Source organism: Pararhizobium sp. P1_E7 (assembly GCF_056405855.1).
Genome location: NZ_JBFUBH010000044.1, coordinates 1 through 22,881, shown reverse-complemented (window position 1 = coordinate 22,881; position 22,881 = coordinate 1). Strand labels below are relative to the sequence as shown.

Below are 22,881 nucleotides of genomic sequence, written 5' to 3'. Positions count from 1 at the left end.
GGGTTAAGGGGCCGGCGGCGTGAACCTCCGGCCGGTCGGCTTAGCCGAAGACCTTGATGGCCGCGRCCGCCACCAGTTCGCCCTGGTGGCGGGCGCCAGCGAGGTCGATTTCAGTGGGCTGGCGCGATCCGTCGCCGCCCGCCACCGTGGTCGCACCATAGGGCGCGCCGCCGACGATTTCATCCACGTTCATCTGGCCCTGATGGCTGTAGGGGAGGCCGACGATCATCATGCCGAAATGCAGGAGATTGGTGATGATCGAGAACAGCGTGGTTTCCTGGCCGCCATGTTGGGTGGCGCTGGACGAAAAGGCTGCACCTATCTTGCCGTTCAAGGCGCCTTTGACCCATAGACCGCCTGCCTGATCGAGGAAGGCAGCCATCTGGGAAGACATGCGGCCGAAACGGGTGCCGGTGCCAACGACGATGGCGTCATAGTCGGCGAGTTCCGCAACGGTGGCGATGGGTGCCTTCTGGTCAAGCTTGAAATGGTTGTTGCGGGCAATCTCTTCCGGAACAGTCTCGGGGACCCGCTTGACATCGACCTGAGCGCCGGCCTTGCGGGCGCCCTCCGCAATGGCATAGGCCATCGTCTCGATATGTCCGTAGGTCGAATAATAGAGGACCAGTACCTTCGCCATTTCCATTCTCCATTGGTTTGATGCAGTCGCCCTTGCGGCTTGGAAATAGGCTCGCACCAAACGGCTTGGGGCAATAGTCGAATAAAATGATTGGTTACGGTCGAGAAAATCGAACGATGTCGCGTGGGCTGCACAATCCCGATCATTCGATTTCTTCGACCATAACCCTCGAATCTTTGCCGCTTTTGCCGGAATTTTAGACGTGTAGCCTTCTGCAGGAACCAAGCAAGAGCGCTTATGAAGGGAGGCGGCCATGGATCTGCGCAGACTTCGCTATTTCGTCGCCGTGGCCGAGGAGCTTCATTTCGGCCGGGCCGCTGAGCGGGTGCATGTCGTGCAATCGGCCGTCAGCCAGCAATTGAAACTTCTGGAGGACGAACTCGGCTTCACGCTGATCCGGCGCTCGCGCCAGGATGTCAGCCTCACCTTGCTCGGCGAGGTCTTTTTGCCCGAGGCGCGCGAAATCCTGCAGCGCACGGACGAAGCCGTCCGCCGGCTGAAGGCGTCAGCCAGCGGCATTGTCGGGCGTCTTTCTATCGGCTTCGTCGACAATGTGCTTTGGACCCTGCTGTCGCCGATCATCCGGGATTTTCGCGAGCGCTGGCCGCATGTCGATCTCAAGCTGATCCCGATGGACCGGGACGCGCAGATTGAGGCCATCGCCGCCGGAACGGTCGATATCGGCATCATCCCGGCCCCCTCCCATCTTGCGGCGTCGGTCAGGACCGAGGTGCTGATTTCGGCGCCGCTGATGGTCGCCCTTCCATCCGCGAACGTGCTGGCGCTGAAGGCCATGGTCGAGATGGCGGAACTCGCCGCCGAGCCCTTCGTGACCTTTCCCCTCCAGATGAACAGCCGCATCCTGGACCTGCTCAAGACGGCCTGTGCGGGCGCGGGTTTTGCCCCGCGCGTCGCACAGGAAGGCGGGCAACTACACACGCTTCTCTCGCTCGTCAGCGCGGGGCTCGGTGTCACGCTGGTGCCGAAATGGGTGGCGCAGCTTCCCCAACCGGGGGTCATCTTTCGCGACCTTGCGGATTTTTCTACGCCCTACGAACTGCTCCTCGCCTGGAAGGACGACGAGCCGAACCCGTCTGCCGTMACCTTTCGCGAGGTGGCGCATGATGTCGTGCAGGAGATCTTGAGAGGTGTGCCGCACGGCGGCAGGCCCTGATCTCAAATCCAGATCACGAGGTCACTAATCCTCGTTGGACGGAGATCGAAAATTTTAGAACACTTCTAGCAACAGAAATCGAGATGGGAGGTTCCCGATGATAGACGGCCTTAACGTGATAGATGCGGTCATCCACGCCTATAACATGGATGAGAAAAACTTCGCCAATCGCTTCGCCAAACCTTTGTGCGATCTTGTCTATGACTCGGTCATAGCCGCCGCACTTCCCGGTTATGCGCCGACGCGCAAACAGTTCTACCGGGACTGGAGTATCGAGGAGACGGTCGACCAGGTTTTTGTCGAAAGCGATACGGATCTGGCGGTCTACCACGCCTTGCCAATCTACTCGTTCCACGATGGCCTTTGTAGTTTCGAAAAGGCCGTCGAGGCGAAGAAGCGTTGGCCGAACCGGATGATCACCTATTGCGGCGTCGATCCGTTGACGGGCGCCGCTGCGCTCGACGAACTCGAACGCCAGGTCGAAATCCTGAAGCCTGTCGGCCTGAAACTTTATCCCAATAGCTGGGTCGGCCAGGAAATCCAGGGCTGGAAGATGGACGACCCGGAGGTGGCCTTCCCGCTGTTCCAGCGGGCGCAGGAGCTGGGCATCAAAGTGGTGGCGATCCACAAGGCGCTGCCGCTCGGCCCGGTCGCCATCGAGCATTATCGCGTCAGTGACATCGACCGCGCCTGCATGGCCTTTCCGGATCTCAACTTCGAGATCATCCACGGCGGCATGGCTTTTGCGGAAGAAACCGCCTGGCAACTGGCGCGCTTCCCCAATGTCTATGTGAACCTCGAAATCACCTGCGCACTGGCCGCCACCCGGCCGGCCGCCTTCCAGCACATCATGGCCTCGCTCGTCGGCCCCGGCGGACCGAATGCGATCGACCGCATTCTCTGGGGAACCGGCGCGATGGCCTTCCACCCGCAGCCTCTGCTCGAAGCTTTCGTCCACAAGTTCGCCTTCCCCGACGAACTCGTCTCCGGCGCCGGCCTGCCGCAGATCGACCGGGCGGCGAAGAAGAAGATTCTCTTCGACAACTATGCCCGTATGACCGGTCTCGACCTGGAATCGCGGATTGCCGCGACGAAGGACGACGAGTTCGCCAAGCGTCGCCGCGCAGGCGTCGCAGCGCCCTTCTCGACGATGCAGGAGGCGGCCTATGCTTGAGGAGGCAGTAATCCTTACAGCCCTCGAGAGGGTCGTGGACCCCTGTTCGATCGCAACGGGCACACCGATCACGCTCCGGGAAATGGGCATGATCGAGACGATCGATATCGACGGCGGTGCGGTGCGGGTGACGCTCCGGCTGACGAGCCCTGTCTGCTGGCAGGCCGCCAACATCATCGCGATGGTCGAAAAAGCGGTCGGCGCGCTGCCGCAGGTCGGCAGCGTGGTCTGCGTTCTGAACGGCCGGGCGCAGTGGATGCCCGACATGATGCACCCGGACGCGACGGCCCGCCTGCGCCGCCTGCGTCCCTTGCCGGAGGCCCGGCCGTGAACGCCGCCGAAAAAGTTCCGCCGGTCGAAAAGGCCCATCGCAGCCGCTTCGTCGATGTCGATGGAATCCGCACGCACTACCTGGAGGCGGGCGAAGGCCCGGTCGTCGTGCTGCTGCACAGCGGCGAATTCGGCGGCTGCGCGGAACTGAGCTGGGAATACCTGGTTCCGCAGCTTGCGGAACGCTACCGGGTAATCGCGCCGGACTGGCTCGGCTTCGGGCAGACAGCGAAGATCCACGATTTCGGCGGCAAGCGGGCGCGCATGATTGCGCATATGGCGCGCTTCCTCGACGTTCTGGCAATCGATCGGGCATCGTTCATCGGCAATTCCATGGGAGCGACGTTCCTTTTGCAGATCGCATCCGATCGGTATCCGGGCTTTGGCATCGACAAGCTCGTCGCGATCAGCGGCGGCGGCTGGATGCCGGAGAACGAGGCGCGCAAGCGGCTCACCCACTACGATGGCAGCGTGGATGGCATGACAGGCATCCTCCAGTCGCTGTTCGAAGGCAGCGTCTGGCACAACGACGAGGATTATGTGCGCCGGCGCCATGCCCTGAGCATCGCTCCGGGCGCCTGGGAGGCCGTGGCGGCAGCCCGCTTCCGGTCGCCTCATGCACCGGAACGCAAGGAATTTGGCCAGGCCGACGCGACCAACTACGAGGCGATCGGCGTCCCGACGCTGCTGATCGCAGGCGCCAAAGACAAGCTGCGTCTGCCCGGTTATGCCACGGACGTGGCAAAGCGGATTGCCGGCAGCAAGGTCGCCGTCATCCCGGATTGCGGTCACTGCGCCAACATCGAGCGGCCGGAAATCGTGGGCAATCTTCTCCTCGATTTCCTGGCGGATAAGACCGGACAGCCCGTCGCGGCCTGACCACCCAGACGCCTTTCAGAAAGACCGATCCCGCCGCGAAAGCGGCGGCAACGAATGCCTGCGCCCGAAAACGGGGCAGGGACCCATCACCGGAAACAACCAATCAGGGAGCATGACATGCCCAATCGTCTCAAAGGAAAAGTGACAATCGTCACCGGTGCCGCCAGCGGCATCGGCCAGGGAACGGCGCTGCTGTTTGCCAGGGAGGGCGCAACCGTCATCGGCGTCGACGTTAATCAGGAAGCGCTGGCCGGCACCGTCGCCACCGCAAGGGCCGATGGTTTCGAGATCGACGCCGTCTCCTATGACCTGACCAGCGAAGCCGGCGCGGCCGCCCTCATGGACTACGTCGCTGAAAAACACGGCGGTATCGACGCGCTGGTAACGGCGGCAGGCTTCGTCGAGTTCGCTTCCGTGCCCGACATGACGCTGGCGCAATGGCACAAGACGCTGAAGGGCGAACTCGACATCGTGTTCCTGCCCGTGCGCGCCGCCTGGCCGCACATGATTAAGCGCGGCGGCGGCAGCATCGTCAACTTCGCCTCGATCTCCGCCTGGGGTGCGACCCGCAACATGGGCGCAATCGCCCATTCCACCGGCAAGGGGGGCGTTCTCTCGATGACACGCCAGATGGCCTATGAGGGCGCGCCGCACAAGATCCGCGCCAACACAGTCTCGCCCGGCATCATCCACACGCCCGCCGCGCAGTTCGCCTTCGACAACCTTCCGGGGTTCGAAGACTCCATGAAGGCCAACACGATGATCGGCCGCCACGGCAAGCCCGAGGATGTCGCCTGGGCCATCGTCTACCTCGTATCGGACGAGGCGAGCTGGGTGACCGGAACGGACATCAAGGTGGATGGCGGCCTCACGGCCTGGTGAGGCCTCGATCTCGACGGAGAGTGTCATGACGAACAGCCATGTCTTTGAGCCCCCGGCCGTCGCGGCCGTCCCGGTCGTCGGCGGGGGCACCTTTCCGGTCCGGCGCATCTATTGCGTCGGCCGGAACTACGAGGCCCATGCGCGGGAAATGGGTTTTGCTGTTGACCGCGAGGAGCCGTTCTTCTTCCTGAAACCCGCCGACACGGTGGAGCCGGACGGCGCACGCATTCCCTATCCGCGCATGACCGGCAACTATCACTATGAGGTCGAGTTGGTCGTCGCCATCGGCAAGACCGGCGCTAACATTCCCGTCGAGGATGCGGCGTCGCATATCTTCGGCTATGCCGTCGGTCTCGACATGACGCGCCGCGACGTGCAGATCGCCGCCCGCGAAAAAGGCCGGCCATGGGACATGGGAAAGGCCTTCGACCGCTCCGCCCCGATCGGTGAGATCGTTCCAGTCGCAAGGTGGAATGCGGTTGCCGAGGCGACGGTGACGCTCGACGTCAACGGCGAGCGCCGGCAGGAAAGCAGGCTTTCCAAGCTGATCTGGTCGGTCGACGAGATCATCCACTGGCTGTCGCGCTACATGGACCTCGTTCCCGGCGACCTCATCTATACCGGCACGCCCGAAGGAGTCGGTGCCGTGGTGAGCGGCGACAGGCTCGAAGCCCGCATCGATGGTCTTCCGCCGCTTCGGGTGTCGATCACATGAGCGCGCCTATCACCCTCCACGGCTACTACCGCTCCTCGGCCTCGTTCCGGGTCCGCATCGCGCTCAACCTCAAGGGGCTGACCTACCGGACCGTGCCCCACCACCTCCGGCGCGGAGAACAGACCCTGCCGGACTATCGCCGGATCAATCCGCAGGGCCTGGTGCCGGCAATGGAGATCGACGGCCGGATTTTGACGCAGTCGCTGGCGATCCTGGAATATCTGGACGAAACGCGGCCCGAACCGCCGCTGTTGCCAAAAGACGCCGCGGGCCGGGCGCGGGTGCGCGCGCTCGCGCAGGTCATCGCGTGCGACGTGCATCCGATCGACAATCTGCGGGTGCTCAACTACCTGCGCGGGCCGCTCGGCCAGCCGGACGATGCCGTGGCCCGCTGGTACAATCACTGGATTGCCGAAGGATTTCAGACGCTGGAGGCCGCGCTTTCGACGAGCGGCGAGACCGGCCGGTTCTGTCACGGCGACACGGTCTCGCTCGCCGATATCTGCCTCGTGCCACAGGTCATCAATGCGAAAACCTACGCCTTGGACCTCTCACCCTTTCCGACATTGAAACGTATCGCGGACGCAGCACTGGCGCTGCCCGCTTTCGAACGCTCTTTGCCAGCCAACCAGGAGGATGCAGAATGATACCCGTCGTGACGAATGCAAACGATACGGCCGACCGATCCGGCCGGCCGAAGGGCTACGAGTGGAAAGCGGTGACGCTCTTGTCGCTCGGTCTTGGCCTCGTCGGTGTCGACCGGTTCATCATCGTGCCGATGATGCCGGTTCTCGCCCGCGATCTCGGCCTTGATTATCAGGATCTCGGCATCATCACCGGCGCGCTGGCGGTGGCATGGGGCCTGTCCTCGCTCTTCACCGGCAATCTCTCCGACCGCTTCGGCTTTAAGAAAATCATCGTGCCGGCGCTGTTCATCTTCTCGCTGATCGCCGGCTTCAGCGGGCTTGCAACAGGCCTCGCCTCGCTCGTGCTGGCGCGCGTACTGATGGGGCTCGCCGAAGGTGCCTTCACGCCCGCCAGCATCATCGCGACGATGGATGCCTCGCCGCCCAAGCGCCACGGGCTGAACGTCGGCATTCAGCAGACCATGCCGGCGCTGCTCGGCCTGGGCCTTGCACCGCTGGCGGTGACGCAGTTGCTCAAGGTCATCGACTGGCCGTGGATCTTCCTGATGGTCGCCGTTCCGGGCCTGATCGTCGCCTACCTGCTGCATCGCGTGCTGGAACAGCCGGCGCCTGCGGAAATCGCGACCCACAGCACGACGCATGATGCCGGCAAGCACCGCTGGTACGAGGTCTTCGCCTACCGCAATGTGCCGCTCGCCATTCTCTGCCAGCTTTTCTGGCTGACCTGCATCATCGTCGTGGCGGCTCTGTTCCCGAGCTATCTGGTGGATTACCTGCATCTCACCATGGACCAGATGGGCTTCATCCTGTCATCCATGGGTTTTGGCGGCGCGCTCGGCGCCCTGACACTGCCTGCGCTGTCCGACCGGGTCGGCCGCAAGCCCGTCATGCTTCTCTCGGCCGTGCTGGCTTTCGGTGCCTTCTGGATTTTCGGCGGAGCGGGCGCCAATGTCACCGTGCTCTTCCTCTGCATGATGGTCGCGATGGGCAGCCTCTATGCCCTGCTCACCCTGACGGTCGGCCCCATCACGGCCGAATCCGTGCCCGCCCGACTGATGGCCACCGGCTCCGGCATGGTTATCGGCATCGGCGAAATCTTTGGCGGTGGCTTTGCGCCCGCCATCGCCGGCACCATTGCAAAACACTACGGCATCGAACACGCCGCAGCGGTTCCCCTTTATGCCTTGGGTCTCGGCATCGTCGTCATCCTGCTGCTCAAGGAAACCGCCCCCGTTCGGCTTCGCGGCAAGACCATCGCAGAACMGCTTGCAACAGGAGGCGCGCATGTCGGCTAACCATCTCACAGTCCCTTCGACGCAGGCCATGCGGCAGGACTTTTATGACCGGATCAGCCAGAGCAACATGACGCCGCTGTGGACGTCGCTGGCCGATCTCGTCACCCCGACCCCGCGCAGCCCTTGCCGCCCGGCGCATTGGAGTTTTCCGACGATCCGCGAGGCGATCCTGGAAGCCGGCGGCCTGATCACGGCGAAGGAGGCCGAGCGGCGCGTCCTCGTCCTGGAAAATCCGGGCCTGCGGGGACAGTCCAAGATCACCACCGACCTCTATGCCGGGGTGCAACTCGTGCTGCCCGGCGAGGTGGCGCCGGCGCATCGCCATACACAAAGCGCGCTACGCTTCGTGCTGGAAGGCAGCGGCGCCCACACCACGGTCAATGGCGAAAAGACCATCATGCACGAGGGCGATTTCATTATCACCCCGCCGATGGCCTGGCACGATCACGGCAACCAGAGTTCGGACCCGATCTTCTGGCTCGACGGGCTCGACATCCCCATCGTGCAGTTCCTCGACGCCTCGTTTGCAGAACATCTCGACCGGGACGAGCAGCCGCTGGACCGCCCGATCGGCGACAGCGATGCCCGCTACGGCGCCAACCTTTTACCCGTCGACCACGGCGCGGGCGGCGGAACGTCCCCCGTCTTCAACTACCCCTATGACCGGACCCGCGACGCACTCGAACGCATGCGCCGCCACGACGCCTGGGACCCGTGCCACGGCCTGAAGATGCGCTACACCAATCCGATCACCGGCAACCACGCCATGGCGACCATCGGCACCTTCATCCAACTTCTGCCGAAGGGGTTCACGACCTCACGCTATCGCTCGACCGACGCCACCGTCTTCGTGCCGATCGAGGGGCGCGGCCGCACCCATATCGGTGACACCGTCATCGAATGGGGCAAGCGCGACATATTCGTCGTGCCCTCCTGGCATCATGTCTGGCATGAGACCGACGAAGACAGTGTGCTGTTCTCCTTCTCCGACCGCCCGGTGCAGCAGGCGCTCTATCTGTTCCGGGAAGAGCGCGGCCATGCGTGAGGATGCGTCCGGCATCGCCGTGCATCATGTCGGGATCACGGTTACGTCCCTCGAAACGTCGCTACGTTTCTGGATCGACATCCTCGGTTTCGACCTGGTCGGACGCGATGTGTTGTTGGATCGTGATTTTGTCCGCGAGGTCACGGGTGTCCATGACGGATCGATCGATCTTGCCATGCTGGCAAAGGGGCCGCACGTCGTCGAATTGCTGGAATACAAGACGGCGCTCGGGCGAAAAACGCTTGCCTTCCAGGCCTGCGACAGCGGTGCTTCGCATCTCGGCCTGCTGGTAAAGGACGTCGATGCCTTGCTTTGCGTGGCGGCGAGCCACGGGTGGGTCGCCTTCGGCCCGCCGCAGATCGTGGCGAAAGGTCCCTGGACAGGCCGGCGCGTCGTCTATCTGAAGGGGCCGGACAATGTGCTGATCGAACTCGTCGAACCAGGTCCGGGAGAGGACTGAGCGGGTGCCGGGGGCAACTCGTCCCCGCACCCGCTTATGCGCCGGTCGGCCGCTCGGGCCGTTGCATTGGACCGGAAACTATTTCCGCGGCGGACTGCTTTTCGAAATAGAAAAGATTGAAAGTCATCGCTGCAGAAATGTCGGCATGCAGCCTGGCTTCATCGCTGACTTATGTCTGGTTTCTCCGTTGTGGTGGTGGCTTCCAACCCATCACCACTTCCGCACTCCACTGCGCCTCCGACAACTCGGCGATCAAGAAATCAGCCACGGCTGAGACCTTCGCGGGACGTGCGCGAACCGTCGGCGTCACGAAGTACAATCCGCCTTCCGGCAACTGCCAATCATCGAGAATCGGTTCAAGCTGCCCATCCGGAAAATATTGGGTCGCGATAAACTCGGGGAGTTCGGTGATCGCCAGCCCCTCAAGCACTGTCGGCAATAAAGCCTCGGCGCTCGTTCCTCGCAGTGGCCCCGTTGGCGTAATCGGGGACTCCTCACCTGTTTTCCGATGCGTGAAGCGCCAAAGGTCATGTTTCGATTTGTTGGTGTAGCTCAAGCAATAATGGTCGACGAGGTCGTGCGGGTGCAGCGGACGGCCATACTTTGCAATGTAGGCCGGCGACGCAACAACAAACCGGCGAACAGGTGCGATTAGTCGCGCAACGAGGGACGAGTCCTCCAGAGCGGCGATGCGCAGCGCAGCGTCGAAGCCGCCACCGATCAGGTCCGTCTGCGCGTCAGTCAGGTGAAGATCGACGGCGATGTCCGGATAACGCCGGAAAAGCTCCGGCAGCATCGGAGCTACCCAGCGTGTGCCGAAGGACAGCGGGGCCGCGAGTTTCACGAGGCCCCGCGGGCGACTGGAGGCCTCGCGCGCGATGTCCTCGGCCTCCTCCGCATCCGCGAAAATCTTGGACGCCCGCTCGGCGAGCGTGTGACCATAGTCGGTCAACGCAAGTCGCCGGGATGTCCTGTTGAACAGGCGCCCCCCAAGACGGTCTTCAAGACGCGTGACGGCTCGCGAGACGGTAGCCACAGATACGCCCATGGTTCGGGCCGCCGAAGCGAATGAGCGCTCCTCGGCCACTTTGGCGAACATGGCCAGTCCCTCGAAGTCGGGCAGCTTTGACATCGACAATCCTGCAACGATGATTTTCAATCATTTCTATTTCGAGAGCGCATCCTCTGCAACTATATTTGCCTTGTCCGCAACGAGATGCGGAGGTCCACGTCAAGGAGACTGTCAATGTTTGCGACCCGTTACCTTCCTTTTGTCGGCCGGCTGATGATCGGTCTTCCTTTCGCCATGAGCGGCTTCAGCAAGCTCGGCGCTTACAGCGCCACAACCGGGATGATCAGCGCCGTCGGCTTGCCTTTCCCGTCTTTGGCTTTCGCCGTGGCTGTCGCGGCCGAACTCGGTGGCGGCCTGCTTCTCATCGCCGGCTATCGCGCCCGCTATGTGGCCGCGGTTCTTGCCCTGTTCTCGCTTGCGACGGCGATGTCGTTTCACAGCAATCTCGCCGATCAGAACCAGATGATCCACTTCCTCAAGAACGTAATGATGGCGGGTGGGCTTCTGCAGATCGTGGGATTCGGCGCCGGAGCGCTCAGCATCGATAATCGGCGCAAGACCAGCGAACTGGGCTCAAGCGGCGCAGTGGCTGCTTGAAGGTCTGCCACAGCGCTCTCGCTCGCAGTCTCGACCTGGCCTACACGCTCTATCCAGGAAACTCTTTTCCCCCGCTATCTCGTATGAAGAAAGCCATGCCTCCAGAATTTAAAGCGGGCCATACCGCGCAGGCAAGCTCTCATTCTCGCCATAGGCGCGGCAGCCTTCGTGAGCGGAGCAGGCAGCACAGCCCAGGCAAGCCCCTCGGGGGTACGTCCCGCAACAGAGCCATCCCTCGTCGAGACGGCGCAAGCCGAACCCGACACCAGACGGAGAGAAACCATGTCCCCCACCATATCGACCTTGTTGCTTCGCAATCTCCACGACGTGTTCGGTGAGATCGACCCCGAGCGTCGACGCAAAGCGATCGAAAAGGTCTTCCATGAAGACGCCGTGTTCTACGAACCCAACGGCACTTACCACGGCCGCGACGCGATCGACCGCATCGCCGGTGTGATCAAGGCGACCCATCCTGACTTCCAATATCAGCCGCTCTCCCCGCCTGAGGAGATGGGCGATGGTGGTCGGGTCCGGTGGGTGTCGGGCAGTCTTGGCAAGCCGCCAGCTTACGCCGGCACCGATTTCGCGATCGTCCGGGACGGTAAGATTAGCGCCGTCTATCTCTTCTTTGACGAGCTCCCAAACTAAACGTCGCAGCGGCGACATTGCTCGCGCCGCCCACGCGATCTATGTATCAAACCCGAAGGCTGTCGCCGACCTGATCGAGCAGGCAGCGGCAACAACACACTGAGCGGCGCATTCCAAATTTTCGTAGAAGACAATGGCTGGGGGATGGTCCGTCCCCCGGCCAAAATGCTTGAGATGATACAGGGGACGGCCGATTTCGCGGCTGGCCGACTGGTGCCGGTATTGCCCCAATACATGCGTCGCAACATCGGCATGAGCGTCGTCTATCCCAACCGGGCGCACCTGCCATTGGCCGTTTCGGCCTTTATCGATTCCGTTGTCGGCGGGATACGTGCCGAATTGGCCAGCGCACGGGAATTGCGGTAATTCGCGTCAGATCCATTTGCGGAAGGACGCGATCCCCAACTCAGCCTGGCCTCCATCGTTCCGCAAATTAGGCAGGGTTTTCGAGTGTCGAACGCAACCATGCACGATCTAGGCTGGCTCGCCGGCCTTGTTCAAGTTCCTGAATGCCCTGAAGATATTCAAACTCGCTGCCAGCCTCGGCGGATCGCTCGAAGCTCGCATCGCCGGCACGAACTGAAATGGCCTCAAAAATGCGTCAGGGCCCTTATGTCGTGGCCAACCACAAGATATCGCGGCTTCCATTGCGGCAAGATTTGGTAAGGGGGCATTGCGCGCCCCCTTGGTTCAGAACTTGCCGTTCTGGTTCTTCCATTCCGATTGCGCAGGAATGGCCTCGATCGTGTCCCAGTGTTCGACGATCTTGCCGCCTTCGACGCGGAAGAGGTCGTAGAAGGACGTGTGCTTGCCGGCGAAGCTGCCTTCGCTCGCGGTCAGCACGAAATTGCCCTTACCGAGAACTCGGTGAACGCTGTCGTATTTCATGGTGACGCCTGCGGCCGTCATGGCTTTCAATGCCGCGCCAAGGCCCGACAGCCCGTCGGCGATCTGCGGATTGTGCTGCGTGTAGGCGTCGCCCTCGATATAGGCGCCGAGCTTGTCCATGCGCCCGTTGACGAGAATGTCGCCGATGAAAGCGGCGACGAGCGCTTTGTTGCTGGCGGTCTTGTCGAGATCGGCCGCTTCGGTCGGGCCGTCCGTCATGCTGTGGCCGCTCGGATTGGGGCCGGCCGTTTCCTGGAGATTGTCCCAATGCTCGACGATCTTGCCGTTCTCGAAGCGGAAGATATCGAAGCCGATCTTCGGCCCGAAGAAATTGTAGTCGGTGTGGGCGAACACGTAGTCGCCGTCCTGGAAGACGCGCACTGTATTCACCTTGRCCGCCCCCTTCGGCAACGCGGAAAGAAGCGCACCGAAGCCCGCCAGGCCATCGCCAGCCGAGAGATTGTGCTGGATGTACTTTTCCGGGTTGATGACGGCAACCGGCTCGGCGGCGCCCGTCTCGATGGCCTTGAGAAGGTCGACGACCTGTTGTTCCTGCGTGGTCATTCTGGTCTCCGTTTGTGCGAAAGCGTTGGCGGCGGTCAGGCCGGCCGTGATGGGCAGAAGCGCCGTGACGGCGAGAAGCAAGCGGCGGGAAGGGTGCATAGTATGTATCCATATTTGTAACAGACATATATGTATCTAGTTTAGTTACATACTCCTGTAAAGGGGTTCATGGATAAAAACGCGCCTTCGCGTTCAGTTTGCGTGATCGGCTTTGGTAACGTCCCGCGCCATGTCCGCTATCGTCGTGCGGGCGAGCTCGGCCTCCATGGCCTTTTCGACATCGGAAAGACGCCGGCGCAGGACGCCGTTGATGTGCCTTCCGACCGGGCATTGCGGGTTCGGTTCCTGGTGCAGCGGGAAAATCGTGCTGTCCTCGTCGACGGCGCGATGCACGTCGAGAAGCGTGATCCGGTTGGCGGGCCTGGCAAGCAATGCCCCGCCACCGGTGCCCATTTGCGATGTCGTCAGCCCCGCCTTGGCAAGCTGGGACAGCAATCGGCGGATCAGCGTCGGGTTGGTGCTGACGCTGGAAGCAACGAGTTCGGACGTCGCAGGCCGCCCCTCCTGCGTGTCAAGAAAGGTCAGGATATGTGCGGCAACGGCAAAACGGGTGTTCATGGGTGTCCTCTATATGTGCTTAATATAGTCACACATGATGACGATGCCAATCCTTCCTCCTTCATTTCAGGGCCAGTCGTGATAATCCGAAGATGTCTGTATCGGTGCACTGCTGGTCTTTTTGATCGCCATGGCCCGGTATCGCGCCGGCGACAGGCCGGTCTTGCGCTTGAAGAAGTGGCTGAAATTGCCCGGATCGCGAAAGCCGAGGCTGTAGGAAATTTCCTGTACGTCGCGGGCGGAGCGTTCGAGCCGCTGTTTGGCCTCCTGCACAAGGCGGTCGTGCACCAGTTCGATCGGCGTGCGCGACAGCGTGCGCTGGCAGATGGCGTGCAGGCGGTCGGTGGTGATGCCGAGTTCGGCCGCGTAGTCGGCTATGCTGCGGTGGCGCCGGAAACCGATTTCGACCGACTGGCGGAACCTCTGCAAGATGGAGCCGGCGCTCGCCCGGCGTTCCTGTTCCGCTGGCGAGCGCTGCAGCCGCCAGACGGTCATCAAGATCAGCCGCATATAGGCCGAGATGACCATGCGCGAGGCGCGGCCTTCCGTCGCCAGCTCAGCGAGGGCCCCCTCGAACAGCGGCGTCATCTCACGCAGGCTGGCGGGTTCCAAGGCATCGTTCACGGAAAAGCCGGCGGAAAACACCCGCAATGCGGCCGACTCGGTATGCTCGCCGATCGCCTCGCCGATGATCTCGGGCGACACGCCGAAGAGATAGCCGCGACTACCGGCCGCCACCGTAACCATCTCCTCCACGCTCGGCGGAAAAAAGGCGATGGCAGGGCCGGCGACCGTTGCCGGGCCTTCGTTGCGCGCCAGGTGGATGTTGCCGCCAGTGAGCAGCAGCGCGTGATGGAACCAGCGTTGCGCCGGCCGGCCGATGCGCAGCACGCGCGACTGGATGGCGGGCTCGATTGCCTCGCCGCGGGCATCGTGATGGATGGCCGGATCGGTAAACATGCGCCACCATGACCTGAAAATTACAATTAATGACCAGAAATACACATTCTTATTTTCGATGCAAGGCGTAGCATTCCCATCAAGAGCCTTTGGGAGGAGGCACACATGGCGGCTTTAACCCATCCTCACAGCAGAACGGCCCTGTCTTTCGACGGGCCGGGCAACGTTTCCCCGGCGCCGGTGCGCCGGGTGTCGATGCTGGTTGGCGGGCGCGATGCCGAGGCCGCCAGTTCAGCGACCTTCGAACGCTACAGCCCGGTCAGCGGCGATCTGGTGACCGTCGCGACCGCTGCGACCGCTGCGGAAGCCGCTGTAGCCGCCGACGCGGCCGCCGCCGCCTTTCCCGAATGGTCGCAGACGAGTCCCGGTTATCGCCGCACGCTGCTGGAGCGCGCCGCCCAATTGCTTCTTGTCCGCGAGGACGATTTCGCGGCGGCGATGATGGCCGAGACCGGCGCGACACGTGCCTGGTGCGCTTTCAACGTCGCTCTTTCGGCAAAGATCTTCTCCGAGACTGCGGCCATGACGACGCAGATCGGTGGGCAGGTCATTCCGACCGACTGTGCGGGCAAGACGTCGATGGCCTATCGCCAGCCGGCCGGCGTCTGCCTTGCGATCGCCCCGTGGAACGCGCCCGTCATCCTCGGCGTGCGCTCGATCGCGATGGCGCTTGCCTGCGGCAATACGGTGGTGCTCAAGTCGTCCGAACTCTGCCCCGCGACCCACAGGCTGATCGGCGACGTGCTCACCGAGGCTGGTTTTCCAGCTGGCGTGTTCAACATCGTCTCGAACGCGCCGGCCGATGCCTCCGCAGTCGTCGAGACGCTGATCGCCCATCCGGCCGTGCGCCGCATCAATTTCACGGGCTCGACCCGTGTGGGGCGGATCATCGCCCAGACCGCAGCAAAACATCTCAAGCGATGCCTCTTGGAACTCGGCGGCAAGGCCGCTTTCATCGTCATGGACGATGCCGATCTCGACCTCGCGGTCAGCGCCGCCGCCTTCGGCGCGTATTTCAATCAGGGCCAGATCTGCATGTCGACCGAGCGCATCATCGTCATGGACGGGATTGCGGACGCCTTCGTCGAAAAATTTCTCGTCAAGGCCCGGACCTTGCGCGCCGGCGATCCGGCACGCGGCGACCTGCCACTCGGAGCCATGGTGACGGCGGAATCTGCGCGCCGCGTTCGTGGCCTGATCGACGACGCCGTCGCCAAGGGAGCGGCCTTGCTGACAGGCGGCGACAATCACGATGCCTTCATGGATGCCACGGTCATCGACCATGTCACGCGGGAGATGCGCATCTATCGCGAGGAGAGTTTCGGGCCGGTTGCGGCGATCATCCGCGTCAGCTCGGTCGATGAGGCTGTCACAGTCGCCAACGACTGCGAATACGGGCTCTCGGGCGCGGTCTTCAGCCGCGACATCGGCAGGGCCTTCGACGTCGCCCGGCGGATCGAATCCGGCATCTGCCACATCAATGCGGCGACGGTCTGCGACGAGCCGCAGATACCGTTCGGCGGCGTCAAGGCGAGCGGCTACGGCAAATTCGGCGGACCCGCCGCGCTCGACGAATTCACGGAACTGCGCTGGATCACGATATCCGGCGGCAACGAGGATTATCCGATCTAATCAAGGGAGTGATGGATCGGGGGATTTCACCAAGGGAGGATGGTAATAATGACGAAAGAAAAACAGAATGGCTTGACCCGGCGCGAACTGCTGGCGACCGCAGGCGCTGTCACCGCGGCCATGGCGATGGGCGTCAGACCGGCTTTTGCGGCCGACACTCTGAAGGTGGGCTTCATCAGCCCGCGCACCGGCCCACTCGCCGGCTTCGGCGAAACCGACGGCTACGTACTGGAGGTAGTGCGCAAAGCGCTCGCCAACGGCATCGACATCGCCGGCAAGAATTACGCGGTCGAAATCCTCGACCGGGACACGCAATCCGATCCATCGCGTGCCGGCCAGCTCGCCAAGGATCTCATCAACAACGAGGCGGTCGACCTGATGCTGGCAGTCTCGACGCCTGAGACGATCAATCCCGTCGCCGATGCCTGCGAAGCCGCCGGCGTGCCCTGCCTTTCGACGGTCATGCCGTGGGAAGCGTGGTATTTCGGCCGCGGCGCAAAGCCAGGCGAGCCCTCGCCGTTCAAATGGACCTATCATTTCGGCTTCGGCGTCGGCGAGTTCCACAAGACATACGTGTCGCAATGGAAGCTGATCGAGACCAACCGCAAGGTCGGCGTCATGTACCCGAACGACGCTGACGGCAACGCGATCCGCGCCAATCTGGCGCCGCTGCTCGAAAAGGACGGCTTCACGATCATCGATCCCGGCGCCTATGAGACCGGCACGACGGACTTTTCCAGCCAGATCGCCCTCTTCAAGCAGGAAGGCGTCGAAATCGTCAACACCTTCCCGATCCCGCCGGATTTCGCCACCTTCTGGCGTCAGGCGGCCCAGCAGGGATTGCACCGGCAGGTCAAGATCGTCCAGGTCGCCAAGACGGGTCTGTTCCCCTCGGGCGTAGAGGCGCTCGGCGATCTCGGCGTCAACCTCGCAAGCGCCGCCTACTGGCACAAGGCGTTTCCGTACAAGTCCTCGGTCGCTGGCGTCAGCGGTGCCGAGCTGGCCGATGGCTATGAGGCCGCTTCGGGCAAACAATGGACGCAGCAGCTTGGCGCGACGCTGTCGCTGCTCGACGCCGGTTTCGACGCGCTGAAGAAGGCCTCGGACCCGAAGAGCAAGGAGGCCGTCGCAAAGTCGCTTTCCACGCTGAACACGGTGACCATCGCCGGCAAGGTCGATTTCACCTCCGGCCCGGTTGCCAACGTCTCTCCCGGCCCGATCATCGGCACGCAATGGGTGAAAGCGCCGGAAGGTTCGAAATTCCCGCTCGATTACGTGGTGACGGAAAACGCGACCGATCCGAACGTGCCGGTCGCGGCGAAGCTCCTGTCGTACAACGGATGAGTGTGATGACGGTGGACAACGGAAACGGCGTCGCCCAGTTTTCGGGAAGCGGCATCACCAAGCGGTTCGGCGCGCTTGCCGTCCTGGAAAATGTCGACTTCTCGATGGGCATGGGCGAGGCGGTGGGCATCGTTGGCCCGAACGGCGCCGGCAAGACCACGCTCCTGGCGACGCTTTCGGGCGCTTACCAGCCGAGTGCCGGCACGGTGGCCTTTGGCGGGCACGACGTGACGCGGCTTCCGGCTGCGGCCCGTTGCCGGCTCGGCCTGGTGCGCACGCACCAGGTTCCGAAACCGTTTTCTGGCATGACCACCTTCGAGAATGTCTACGTTGCGGCGGCGCATGGCGACGTGCGTAGCCGCGACGAGGCCTATGAACGCGCGGTCGATTCACTGAGCCTGTGCGGCATGCTCGCAGTCGCCAACCGGCGCGCCGAGACGCTCGGCCTTCTGGACCGCAAGCGGCTGGAGCTTGCCCGGGCGCTGGCGACCGGACCGAAAGTCATGTTGCTCGACGAGATCGGCGGCGGGTTGACGGATTCGGAAGCTCAGGAACTGGTGGCGACGATCCAGGAACTGCGCCGGCGCGGCATCGGCATCGTCTGGATCGAGCATATCGTCCATGTGCTGCTTCAGGTGGTGGAACGGCTGATCTGCATGGATGCCGGGCGCATCATCGCCGATGGCGAGCCGCAGGCGGTGATGTCCGATCCGCAAGTGGTCCGCGCCTATCTCGGAGGAAGCACGCAATGACGATGCTTTCGATCCAGAACCTGACGGCGCGGCACGGCCTGCTCGAGGCGGTGCGCGGCCTCTCCTTCAGCGTGGCGAAGGGCGAGACGCTGGCGCTGATCGGCGCCAACGGTGCGGGCAAGACGACGCTTATGCGCACGCTTGCCGGCGCCCACCCTGTCCATGGCGGCTCCATCACCATTGCCGACGAGGACGTGACCCGGCTTGCTGCGCATCAGCGGGTGCGGCGCGGCATCGCGCTGGTGCCGGAAGGGCGCAAGATGTTCGCCGCGATGACGGTCGCCGAAAACCTCAAGCTCGGGGCGATGGCCGACCGCAAGGGCGAATGGTCGATCGACCGCGTCATCGACGTCTTTCCCAATCTCAAGAAGCGCCTCGACCACAAGACCGGGCACCTCTCCGGCGGCGAGCAGCAGGCGACCGCCATCGGCCGCGCGCTGATGAGCAACCCGGAAATCCTGCTTCTCGACGAGGTCTCGCTCGGCCTCTCGCCGCTGATCGTCGATCGCGTCTATGCCTCGCTCGACGGGCTGATGACGTCGGGCACCACCATCGTCCTCGTCGAGCAGGATCTGTCCCGCGCCATGGCCGTCGCCGACCGCATCATCTGCATGCTGGAGGGCAAGGCGGTGTTGGAAGGTCGCTCAAAGGACCTGACGCGCGATCAGGTGACCGAGGCCTATTTCGGCCTGCATCGAACGAAGAATGAAAAGGTGCCGGCATGACCAACCAGATCGTCCAGGGTATCCTGCTCGGGGGATATTACGCGCTGATCGCGTGTGGCCTGTCCTTCATGTTCTCGGTCATGCGCATCATCAATCTCGCGCATGGCAGCCTGGCGGTGGCCGCCGCCTATCTCATTTTCGTGCTTTCAGAGCGGGCGCAACTGCCGCTCTGGGCCTGTTTTCTTGTCGCCGTGGCGGTCATGGCGGCCGCCGGCTGGCTGATCCAGCGCCTGATCCTCGATCGCAGTGCGCGCGGTGGGCAATTGCTGCCGATCCTCTCGACCTTCGGGCTGTCGATGGTCATCGAAAACGCGCTGTTCGAACAGTTCGGCGCCGATACCCGGTCGCTCGCCAATGCGATCGGCGATCTCTCCTGGGATAGCTGGGAACTTGCCGGCGGGCTTTATGTCGGCAAGCTGCCGGTGCTGATCTTCGTCACTGCCGTGCTGCTGCTCGCCGGCCTGCAACTGATGCTGAGCTACACCCGCATCGGCCGCGCGATCCGCGCCACAGCGGAGGATCCCGATACAGCCGGACTGGTCGGCATTGATGCGCGGCGGGTGAATGCGGCTGCCGCGGCGATCACCCTCGTCACGGTGACGATCGCCGGCATGGTCCTTGGCATGCGCGCCACCTTCGAGCCCTATTCCGGCGCCCCGCAATTGCTTTTCGCCTTCGAGGCGTCGGTCATCGGCGGCGCTGGCTCGCTCTGGGGCACGCTGGTGGGCGGCATCGTGCTCGGCCTTGCCCAGACCTTCGGGGCATCGCTCCATCCGCTCGGCTTCCTGATCGCGGGGCATGCCGTTTTCCTGATCATCCTGTTTGCGCGGCTGATGTTTCCGGATCTGGCCTCCATGCCAGCCCGGCTGATCGGCCGGGGAGGTGCCGCATGAGCTCTGTCGTCTCGCCCCCGATCGTCCATCGCTGGACCCGCTCGTCCCGGAGCGCGGCCGCAGCCTCGGGGATCGTGCTGCTCGGCCTCGCCGTCCTGCCGGGCGTTCTCGGCGCCGGCGCCATCGACCGGCTGACCGCGCTGTTCGTCTACGTCATCATGGCGGCGATGTGGAATGCGCTGGCCGGCTACGGCGGTCTGGTCTCGGTCGGCCAGCAGGTATTCTTCGGCCTCGGAGCTTATGTCACGGTGCGCCTCGCCGAGGCGGGGATCGACCCCTTCGTGGCGATGGGCTTGGCAAGTCTTCTCGTTGCCGCAGTGTCCTACCCGTTGTCGCTCGTCATGTTGCGGCTGAAGGGCGGCGAGTTCGCCATCGGCATGTGGGTGGTCTCCGCGCTGACCCATCTGATGGTCAATCTCGACGGGCTGATCCAGGGGGAGACCGGCCGCTCGCTGATCTCGCTCAATGCCTATGCGGCCGACGCCCGACGCGACATCATCTACTGGCTGGCGCTTGTGGCCATGGCCGGCCTGCTCTGCGGGCTGTTCGCTCTCCTGCGCAGTCGCACCGGCGCTTCGATCCAGGCCATCCGCGACAACGAGGAGGCCGCCGGCTCGCTCGGCATCGACGTAAACCGCACCAAGCGGCTGATCTTCGTGCTGGCCGCCTTCGGCATCGGTGTCGCCGGTGCGCTGTGGCTCGCCAGCGCCACCACCTTCCAGCCGAAAACCTATTTCTCGGTGCAATGGACGGCCTACATGATCTTCATGGTTCTCGTCGGCGGCATCGGTCGTTTCGAGGGCGCGATCCTCGGCGCCGTGATCTTCTTCCTAATCGAGACATGGTTCGGCGCCCTCGGCGTCTGGTATCTGATCGGCCTCGGCGCCATCGCTCTTCTGTTCTCGCTCTTCATGCCGCTTGGCCTGTGGGGCGCGATCGAAACCCGTTTCGGGATTTCGCTCATGCCGGTCGGCTACCGGCTGGAAATCCCGCACCTGTCCAGAAAGGATTAAGCATGCTCAACGGCAAGACCATCGTCATCACCGGCGTCTCTTCCGGCATCGGCGCCCGCACGGCGGAGCTGGCGATCGCGCAAGGGGCTGACGTCATCGGCATCGACATCAGCGATCCGCCGGCCAGCCACGGCGCCTTCCTCAAGGGCGACATCTCCACGCCCGAGGGCATCGAGGCGATTGCCGGGCGGTTGCCGCAACGCATCGACGCGCTGTTGAACGTTGCCGGTGTTTCCGGCACCGGGGGTGCTGCGATCACGCTGGCGATCAATTTTTACGGCCTGCGGCTCCTGAGCGAAACCCTTGCGCCGCGCATCCGCGAGGGTGGCGCGGTCGTCAACGTTGCCTCCGTTGCCGGCTATGGGTGGCGCGCCAATCTGGCGCGTGCGAAAGCGCTGGTCGGCGTATCCGGCTTTCCGGACATCGCGAAAGTCCTTGCCGACAACGACGTGCCGAACGAGATCGGCTATCCGCTTTCGAAGGAACTACTGATCCTCTGGACCCAGATGGCCGCACACCAGCGCTTGTTCAAAGAGCGTGCGATCCGTGTCAATGCAGTCAGCCCCGGCCCGGTCGAAACGCCGATCCTCACCCAGTTTCGCTCCGTGCTCGGCGATGCCAAGGTCGATGCCGACATCAGCCGAACCGGCCGGGCGGGCACCGCCTCCGACATCGCACCCGTGATCCTGTTTGCCGCCTCGGATGCGGCGCGCTGGATCAACGGTGCAAATCTCGCCGCCGATGGCGGTCTCGAAGCGTCGATCAACGCTGACGTACTCGGTTTCTAGGAGACTCTCATGACGACAGACATTCAGCAGATCATTGGCGGCAAGTTCGTCGGCGCAGCATCCGGCAAGACGTTCGACAGGATGGACCCGTTTACCGGCCAGGTAGCGACACGCTCGCCCGCTTCGGGTCTCGACGACGTGGCCTCAGCGGTTGCAGCCGCGCAGGCGGCCTTTCCGGCCTGGTCGAAGACCGGCCCCGGAGAACGCCGCGCCTTCCTGAACAAGGCCGCGGACGTGCTGGCCGCCAAGGCCGGCGAATTCGCGGAACTGATGATCGCCGAGACCGGCGGCACCGCCCCCTGGGCCGGCTTCAACACCATGCTGGCGGCAAACATGCTGCGCGAGGCCGCCAGCATGACGACTCAGATCCAAGGTGAGATCATTCCCTCCGACAAGCCGGGAACACTGTCGATGGGCCTGCGCCAGGCGGCCGGCGTCTGCCTCGGCATCGCGCCGTGGAATGCGCCCGTCATCCTCGGCGTGCGCGCCATCGCCATGGCGCTCGCCTGCGGCAATACCGTTATCCTCAAGGCCTCCGAGGCCTGCCCCGGCATGCATGTCACCATCGGCAAGGTCTTCGTCGAAGCCGGCTTCCCGGATGGGGTCGTCAATGTGATCACCAATGCGCCGGAAGATGCGGCAGCCGTGGTCGAAGCGTTGATAGCCGCGCCGGAAGTCCGGCGCGTCAATTTTACGGGTTCGACCAAGGTCGGCCGGATCATCGGCGAACTTTCCGGCCGGAACCTCAAGCCCGCTTTGCTCGAACTGGGCGGAAAGGCGCCGATGATCGTCCTCGACGACGCCGATATCGATGCTGCCGTCAACGGCGCTGTCTTCGGCGCCTTCGCCAATATGGGCCAGATTTGCATGTCGACCGAACGGCTGATTGTGCATGAGAGGGTGGCGGACGAATTCGTCTCAAAGCTTGCCGCGCGTGCCGGAAAGCTTCCCGCAGGCGATCCGCGTGGCCATGTGGTGCTCGGTTCCCTCGTCAGCCCCGAGGCGGCGCAGAAGATGGACGGCCTCATCGCCGATGCCAGAGACAAGGGCGCGAAACTGGTCGCAGGCGGCACCAGAACGGGCAGCGTCGTCGAGGCCACCGTGCTCGACGACGTCAGGCCAGGCATGCGTGTCTATGACGAGGAG

At 63.3% G+C, this 22,881-nt stretch carries 26 protein-coding genes; 21 read left to right on the top strand and 5 right to left on the bottom strand.

Features of this window, described 5'->3' with window-relative positions; translation table 11 throughout:
• Nucleotides 1–40: 40 nt before the first annotated feature.
• The gene (gene wrbA / locus AC1D17_RS22805) at nucleotides 41–640 is read right to left on the bottom strand and encodes an NAD(P)H:quinone oxidoreductase (protein WP_477567585.1); all 600 of its coding nucleotides are present in this window, start codon (nucleotides 638–640) and stop codon (nucleotides 41–43) included.
• 253 nt (nucleotides 641–893) lie between these two features.
• On the opposite strand from wrbA, the gene AC1D17_RS22800 reads away from it, so the two are divergent.
• The 10 genes from AC1D17_RS22800 (at nucleotide 894) to AC1D17_RS22755 (ending at nucleotide 9,241) form a co-directional block, all read left to right on the top strand.
• Nucleotides 894–1,814 carry a LysR family transcriptional regulator gene (locus AC1D17_RS22800; RefSeq protein ID WP_477567584.1) on the top strand — a complete coding sequence of 307 codons (921 nt, stop codon included), beginning with the start codon at nucleotides 894–896 and terminating at the stop codon, nucleotides 1,812–1,814.
• Between the two features lie 97 nt (nucleotides 1,815–1,911).
• A complete protein-coding gene (locus tag AC1D17_RS22795; protein WP_477567583.1) occupies nucleotides 1,912–2,988 on the top strand; it encodes an amidohydrolase family protein in 1,077 nt (358 codons plus the stop codon).
• Nucleotides 2,981–3,319: a metal-sulfur cluster assembly factor gene (locus AC1D17_RS22790; RefSeq protein ID WP_477567582.1), complete on the top strand. Its 339-nt coding sequence runs from the start codon at nucleotides 2,981–2,983 to the stop codon at nucleotides 3,317–3,319. The genes AC1D17_RS22795 and AC1D17_RS22790 overlap by 8 nt, the downstream gene beginning before the upstream one ends.
• The gene (locus tag AC1D17_RS22785; protein WP_477567581.1) at nucleotides 3,316–4,197 is read left to right on the top strand and encodes an alpha/beta fold hydrolase; all 882 of its coding nucleotides are present in this window, start codon (nucleotides 3,316–3,318) and stop codon (nucleotides 4,195–4,197) included. Before AC1D17_RS22790 ends, AC1D17_RS22785 begins: the two co-directional genes overlap by 4 nt.
• Nucleotides 4,198–4,314: 117 nt before the next feature.
• Complete coding sequence (locus AC1D17_RS22780; RefSeq protein ID WP_477567580.1) at nucleotides 4,315–5,079, top strand: SDR family NAD(P)-dependent oxidoreductase; 765 nt, start codon at nucleotides 4,315–4,317, stop codon at nucleotides 5,077–5,079.
• A gap of 25 nt (nucleotides 5,080–5,104) precedes the next feature.
• Complete coding sequence (locus AC1D17_RS22775) at nucleotides 5,105–5,794, top strand: fumarylacetoacetate hydrolase family protein (RefSeq protein ID WP_477567579.1); 690 nt, start codon at nucleotides 5,105–5,107, stop codon at nucleotides 5,792–5,794.
• Nucleotides 5,791–6,441 (top strand): maleylacetoacetate isomerase, encoded by a 651-nt coding sequence (maiA, locus tag AC1D17_RS22770; RefSeq protein ID WP_477567578.1) that lies wholly within the window; start codon nucleotides 5,791–5,793, stop codon nucleotides 6,439–6,441. Before AC1D17_RS22775 ends, maiA begins: the two co-directional genes overlap by 4 nt.
• Nucleotides 6,438–7,736 (top strand): MFS transporter, encoded by a 1,299-nt coding sequence (locus tag AC1D17_RS22765; RefSeq protein ID WP_477567577.1) that lies wholly within the window; start codon nucleotides 6,438–6,440, stop codon nucleotides 7,734–7,736. The genes maiA and AC1D17_RS22765 overlap by 4 nt, the downstream gene beginning before the upstream one ends.
• A complete protein-coding gene (gene gtdA, locus AC1D17_RS22760; protein ID WP_477567576.1) occupies nucleotides 7,726–8,781 on the top strand; it encodes a gentisate 1,2-dioxygenase in 1,056 nt (351 codons plus the stop codon). The genes AC1D17_RS22765 and gtdA overlap by 11 nt, the downstream gene beginning before the upstream one ends.
• The gene (locus tag AC1D17_RS22755; protein ID WP_477567575.1) at nucleotides 8,774–9,241 is read left to right on the top strand and encodes a VOC family protein; all 468 of its coding nucleotides are present in this window, start codon (nucleotides 8,774–8,776) and stop codon (nucleotides 9,239–9,241) included. The genes gtdA and AC1D17_RS22755 overlap by 8 nt, the downstream gene beginning before the upstream one ends.
• 169 nt (nucleotides 9,242–9,410) lie before the next feature.
• On the opposite strand, the gene AC1D17_RS22750 is transcribed toward AC1D17_RS22755, so the two are convergent.
• The gene (locus tag AC1D17_RS22750; protein WP_477567587.1) at nucleotides 9,411–10,373 is read right to left on the bottom strand and encodes a LysR family transcriptional regulator; all 963 of its coding nucleotides are present in this window, start codon (nucleotides 10,371–10,373) and stop codon (nucleotides 9,411–9,413) included.
• 114 nt (nucleotides 10,374–10,487) lie between these two features.
• On the opposite strand from AC1D17_RS22750, the gene AC1D17_RS22745 reads away from it, so the two are divergent.
• From AC1D17_RS22745 to AC1D17_RS22735, 3 genes are all read left to right on the top strand, one after another.
• Nucleotides 10,488–10,910: a DoxX family protein gene (locus tag AC1D17_RS22745; RefSeq protein ID WP_477567574.1), complete on the top strand. Its 423-nt coding sequence runs from the start codon at nucleotides 10,488–10,490 to the stop codon at nucleotides 10,908–10,910.
• Nucleotides 10,911–11,192: 282 nt separating this feature from the next.
• Nucleotides 11,193–11,558 (top strand): nuclear transport factor 2 family protein, encoded by a 366-nt coding sequence (locus tag AC1D17_RS22740; RefSeq protein WP_477567573.1) that lies wholly within the window; start codon nucleotides 11,193–11,195, stop codon nucleotides 11,556–11,558.
• A 174-nt stretch (nucleotides 11,559–11,732) separates the two neighbouring features.
• Nucleotides 11,733–11,924, top strand: a complete 192-nt coding sequence (locus AC1D17_RS22735) for a hypothetical protein (protein ID WP_477567572.1) — start codon at nucleotides 11,733–11,735, stop codon at nucleotides 11,922–11,924.
• A gap of 324 nt (nucleotides 11,925–12,248) precedes the next feature.
• Here the strand turns inward: AC1D17_RS22735 and AC1D17_RS22730 are convergent, their stop codons facing one another.
• From AC1D17_RS22730 to AC1D17_RS22720, 3 genes are all read right to left on the bottom strand, one after another.
• A complete protein-coding gene (locus AC1D17_RS22730) occupies nucleotides 12,249–13,109 on the bottom strand; it encodes a nuclear transport factor 2 family protein (RefSeq protein ID WP_477567571.1) in 861 nt (286 codons plus the stop codon).
• Between the two features lie 93 nt (nucleotides 13,110–13,202).
• Nucleotides 13,203–13,628, bottom strand: coding sequence for an Rrf2 family transcriptional regulator (locus tag AC1D17_RS22725; protein WP_477567570.1), 426 nt, complete (start codon nucleotides 13,626–13,628; stop codon nucleotides 13,203–13,205).
• Nucleotides 13,629–13,694: 66 nt separating this feature from the next.
• On the bottom strand, nucleotides 13,695–14,588 hold the full coding sequence (locus AC1D17_RS22720) for a helix-turn-helix domain-containing protein (protein WP_477567569.1): 894 nt from the start codon (nucleotides 14,586–14,588) through the stop codon (nucleotides 13,695–13,697).
• A gap of 195 nt (nucleotides 14,589–14,783) precedes the next feature.
• On the opposite strand from AC1D17_RS22720, the gene AC1D17_RS22715 reads away from it, so the two are divergent.
• The 8 genes from AC1D17_RS22715 to AC1D17_RS22680 all read left to right on the top strand — a co-directional run.
• A complete protein-coding gene (locus tag AC1D17_RS22715) occupies nucleotides 14,784–16,220 on the top strand; it encodes an aldehyde dehydrogenase (RefSeq protein ID WP_477567586.1) in 1,437 nt (478 codons plus the stop codon).
• Nucleotides 16,221–16,268: 48 nt separating this feature from the next.
• Nucleotides 16,269–17,564, top strand: coding sequence for an ABC transporter substrate-binding protein (locus AC1D17_RS22710; RefSeq protein ID WP_477567568.1), 1,296 nt, complete (start codon nucleotides 16,269–16,271; stop codon nucleotides 17,562–17,564).
• Between the two features lie 5 nt (nucleotides 17,565–17,569).
• On the top strand, nucleotides 17,570–18,316 hold the full coding sequence (locus AC1D17_RS22705; RefSeq protein WP_477567567.1) for an ABC transporter ATP-binding protein: 747 nt from the start codon (nucleotides 17,570–17,572) through the stop codon (nucleotides 18,314–18,316).
• Nucleotides 18,313–19,041, top strand: a complete 729-nt coding sequence (locus AC1D17_RS22700; RefSeq protein WP_477567566.1) for an ABC transporter ATP-binding protein — start codon at nucleotides 18,313–18,315, stop codon at nucleotides 19,039–19,041. Before AC1D17_RS22705 ends, AC1D17_RS22700 begins: the two co-directional genes overlap by 4 nt.
• Complete coding sequence (locus tag AC1D17_RS22695; RefSeq protein ID WP_477567565.1) at nucleotides 19,038–19,934, top strand: branched-chain amino acid ABC transporter permease; 897 nt, start codon at nucleotides 19,038–19,040, stop codon at nucleotides 19,932–19,934. The genes AC1D17_RS22700 and AC1D17_RS22695 overlap by 4 nt, the downstream gene beginning before the upstream one ends.
• Nucleotides 19,931–20,947, top strand: a complete 1,017-nt coding sequence (locus tag AC1D17_RS22690) for a branched-chain amino acid ABC transporter permease (RefSeq protein WP_477567564.1) — start codon at nucleotides 19,931–19,933, stop codon at nucleotides 20,945–20,947. Before AC1D17_RS22695 ends, AC1D17_RS22690 begins: the two co-directional genes overlap by 4 nt.
• A 2-nt stretch (nucleotides 20,948–20,949) precedes the next feature.
• Complete coding sequence (locus AC1D17_RS22685; RefSeq protein ID WP_477567563.1) at nucleotides 20,950–21,735, top strand: coniferyl-alcohol dehydrogenase; 786 nt, start codon at nucleotides 20,950–20,952, stop codon at nucleotides 21,733–21,735.
• 9 nt (nucleotides 21,736–21,744) lie between these two features.
• Nucleotides 21,745–22,881, top strand: a 1,137-nt coding sequence (locus tag AC1D17_RS22680) for an aldehyde dehydrogenase family protein (protein WP_477567562.1), incomplete at its 3' end; no start/stop codon positions are given.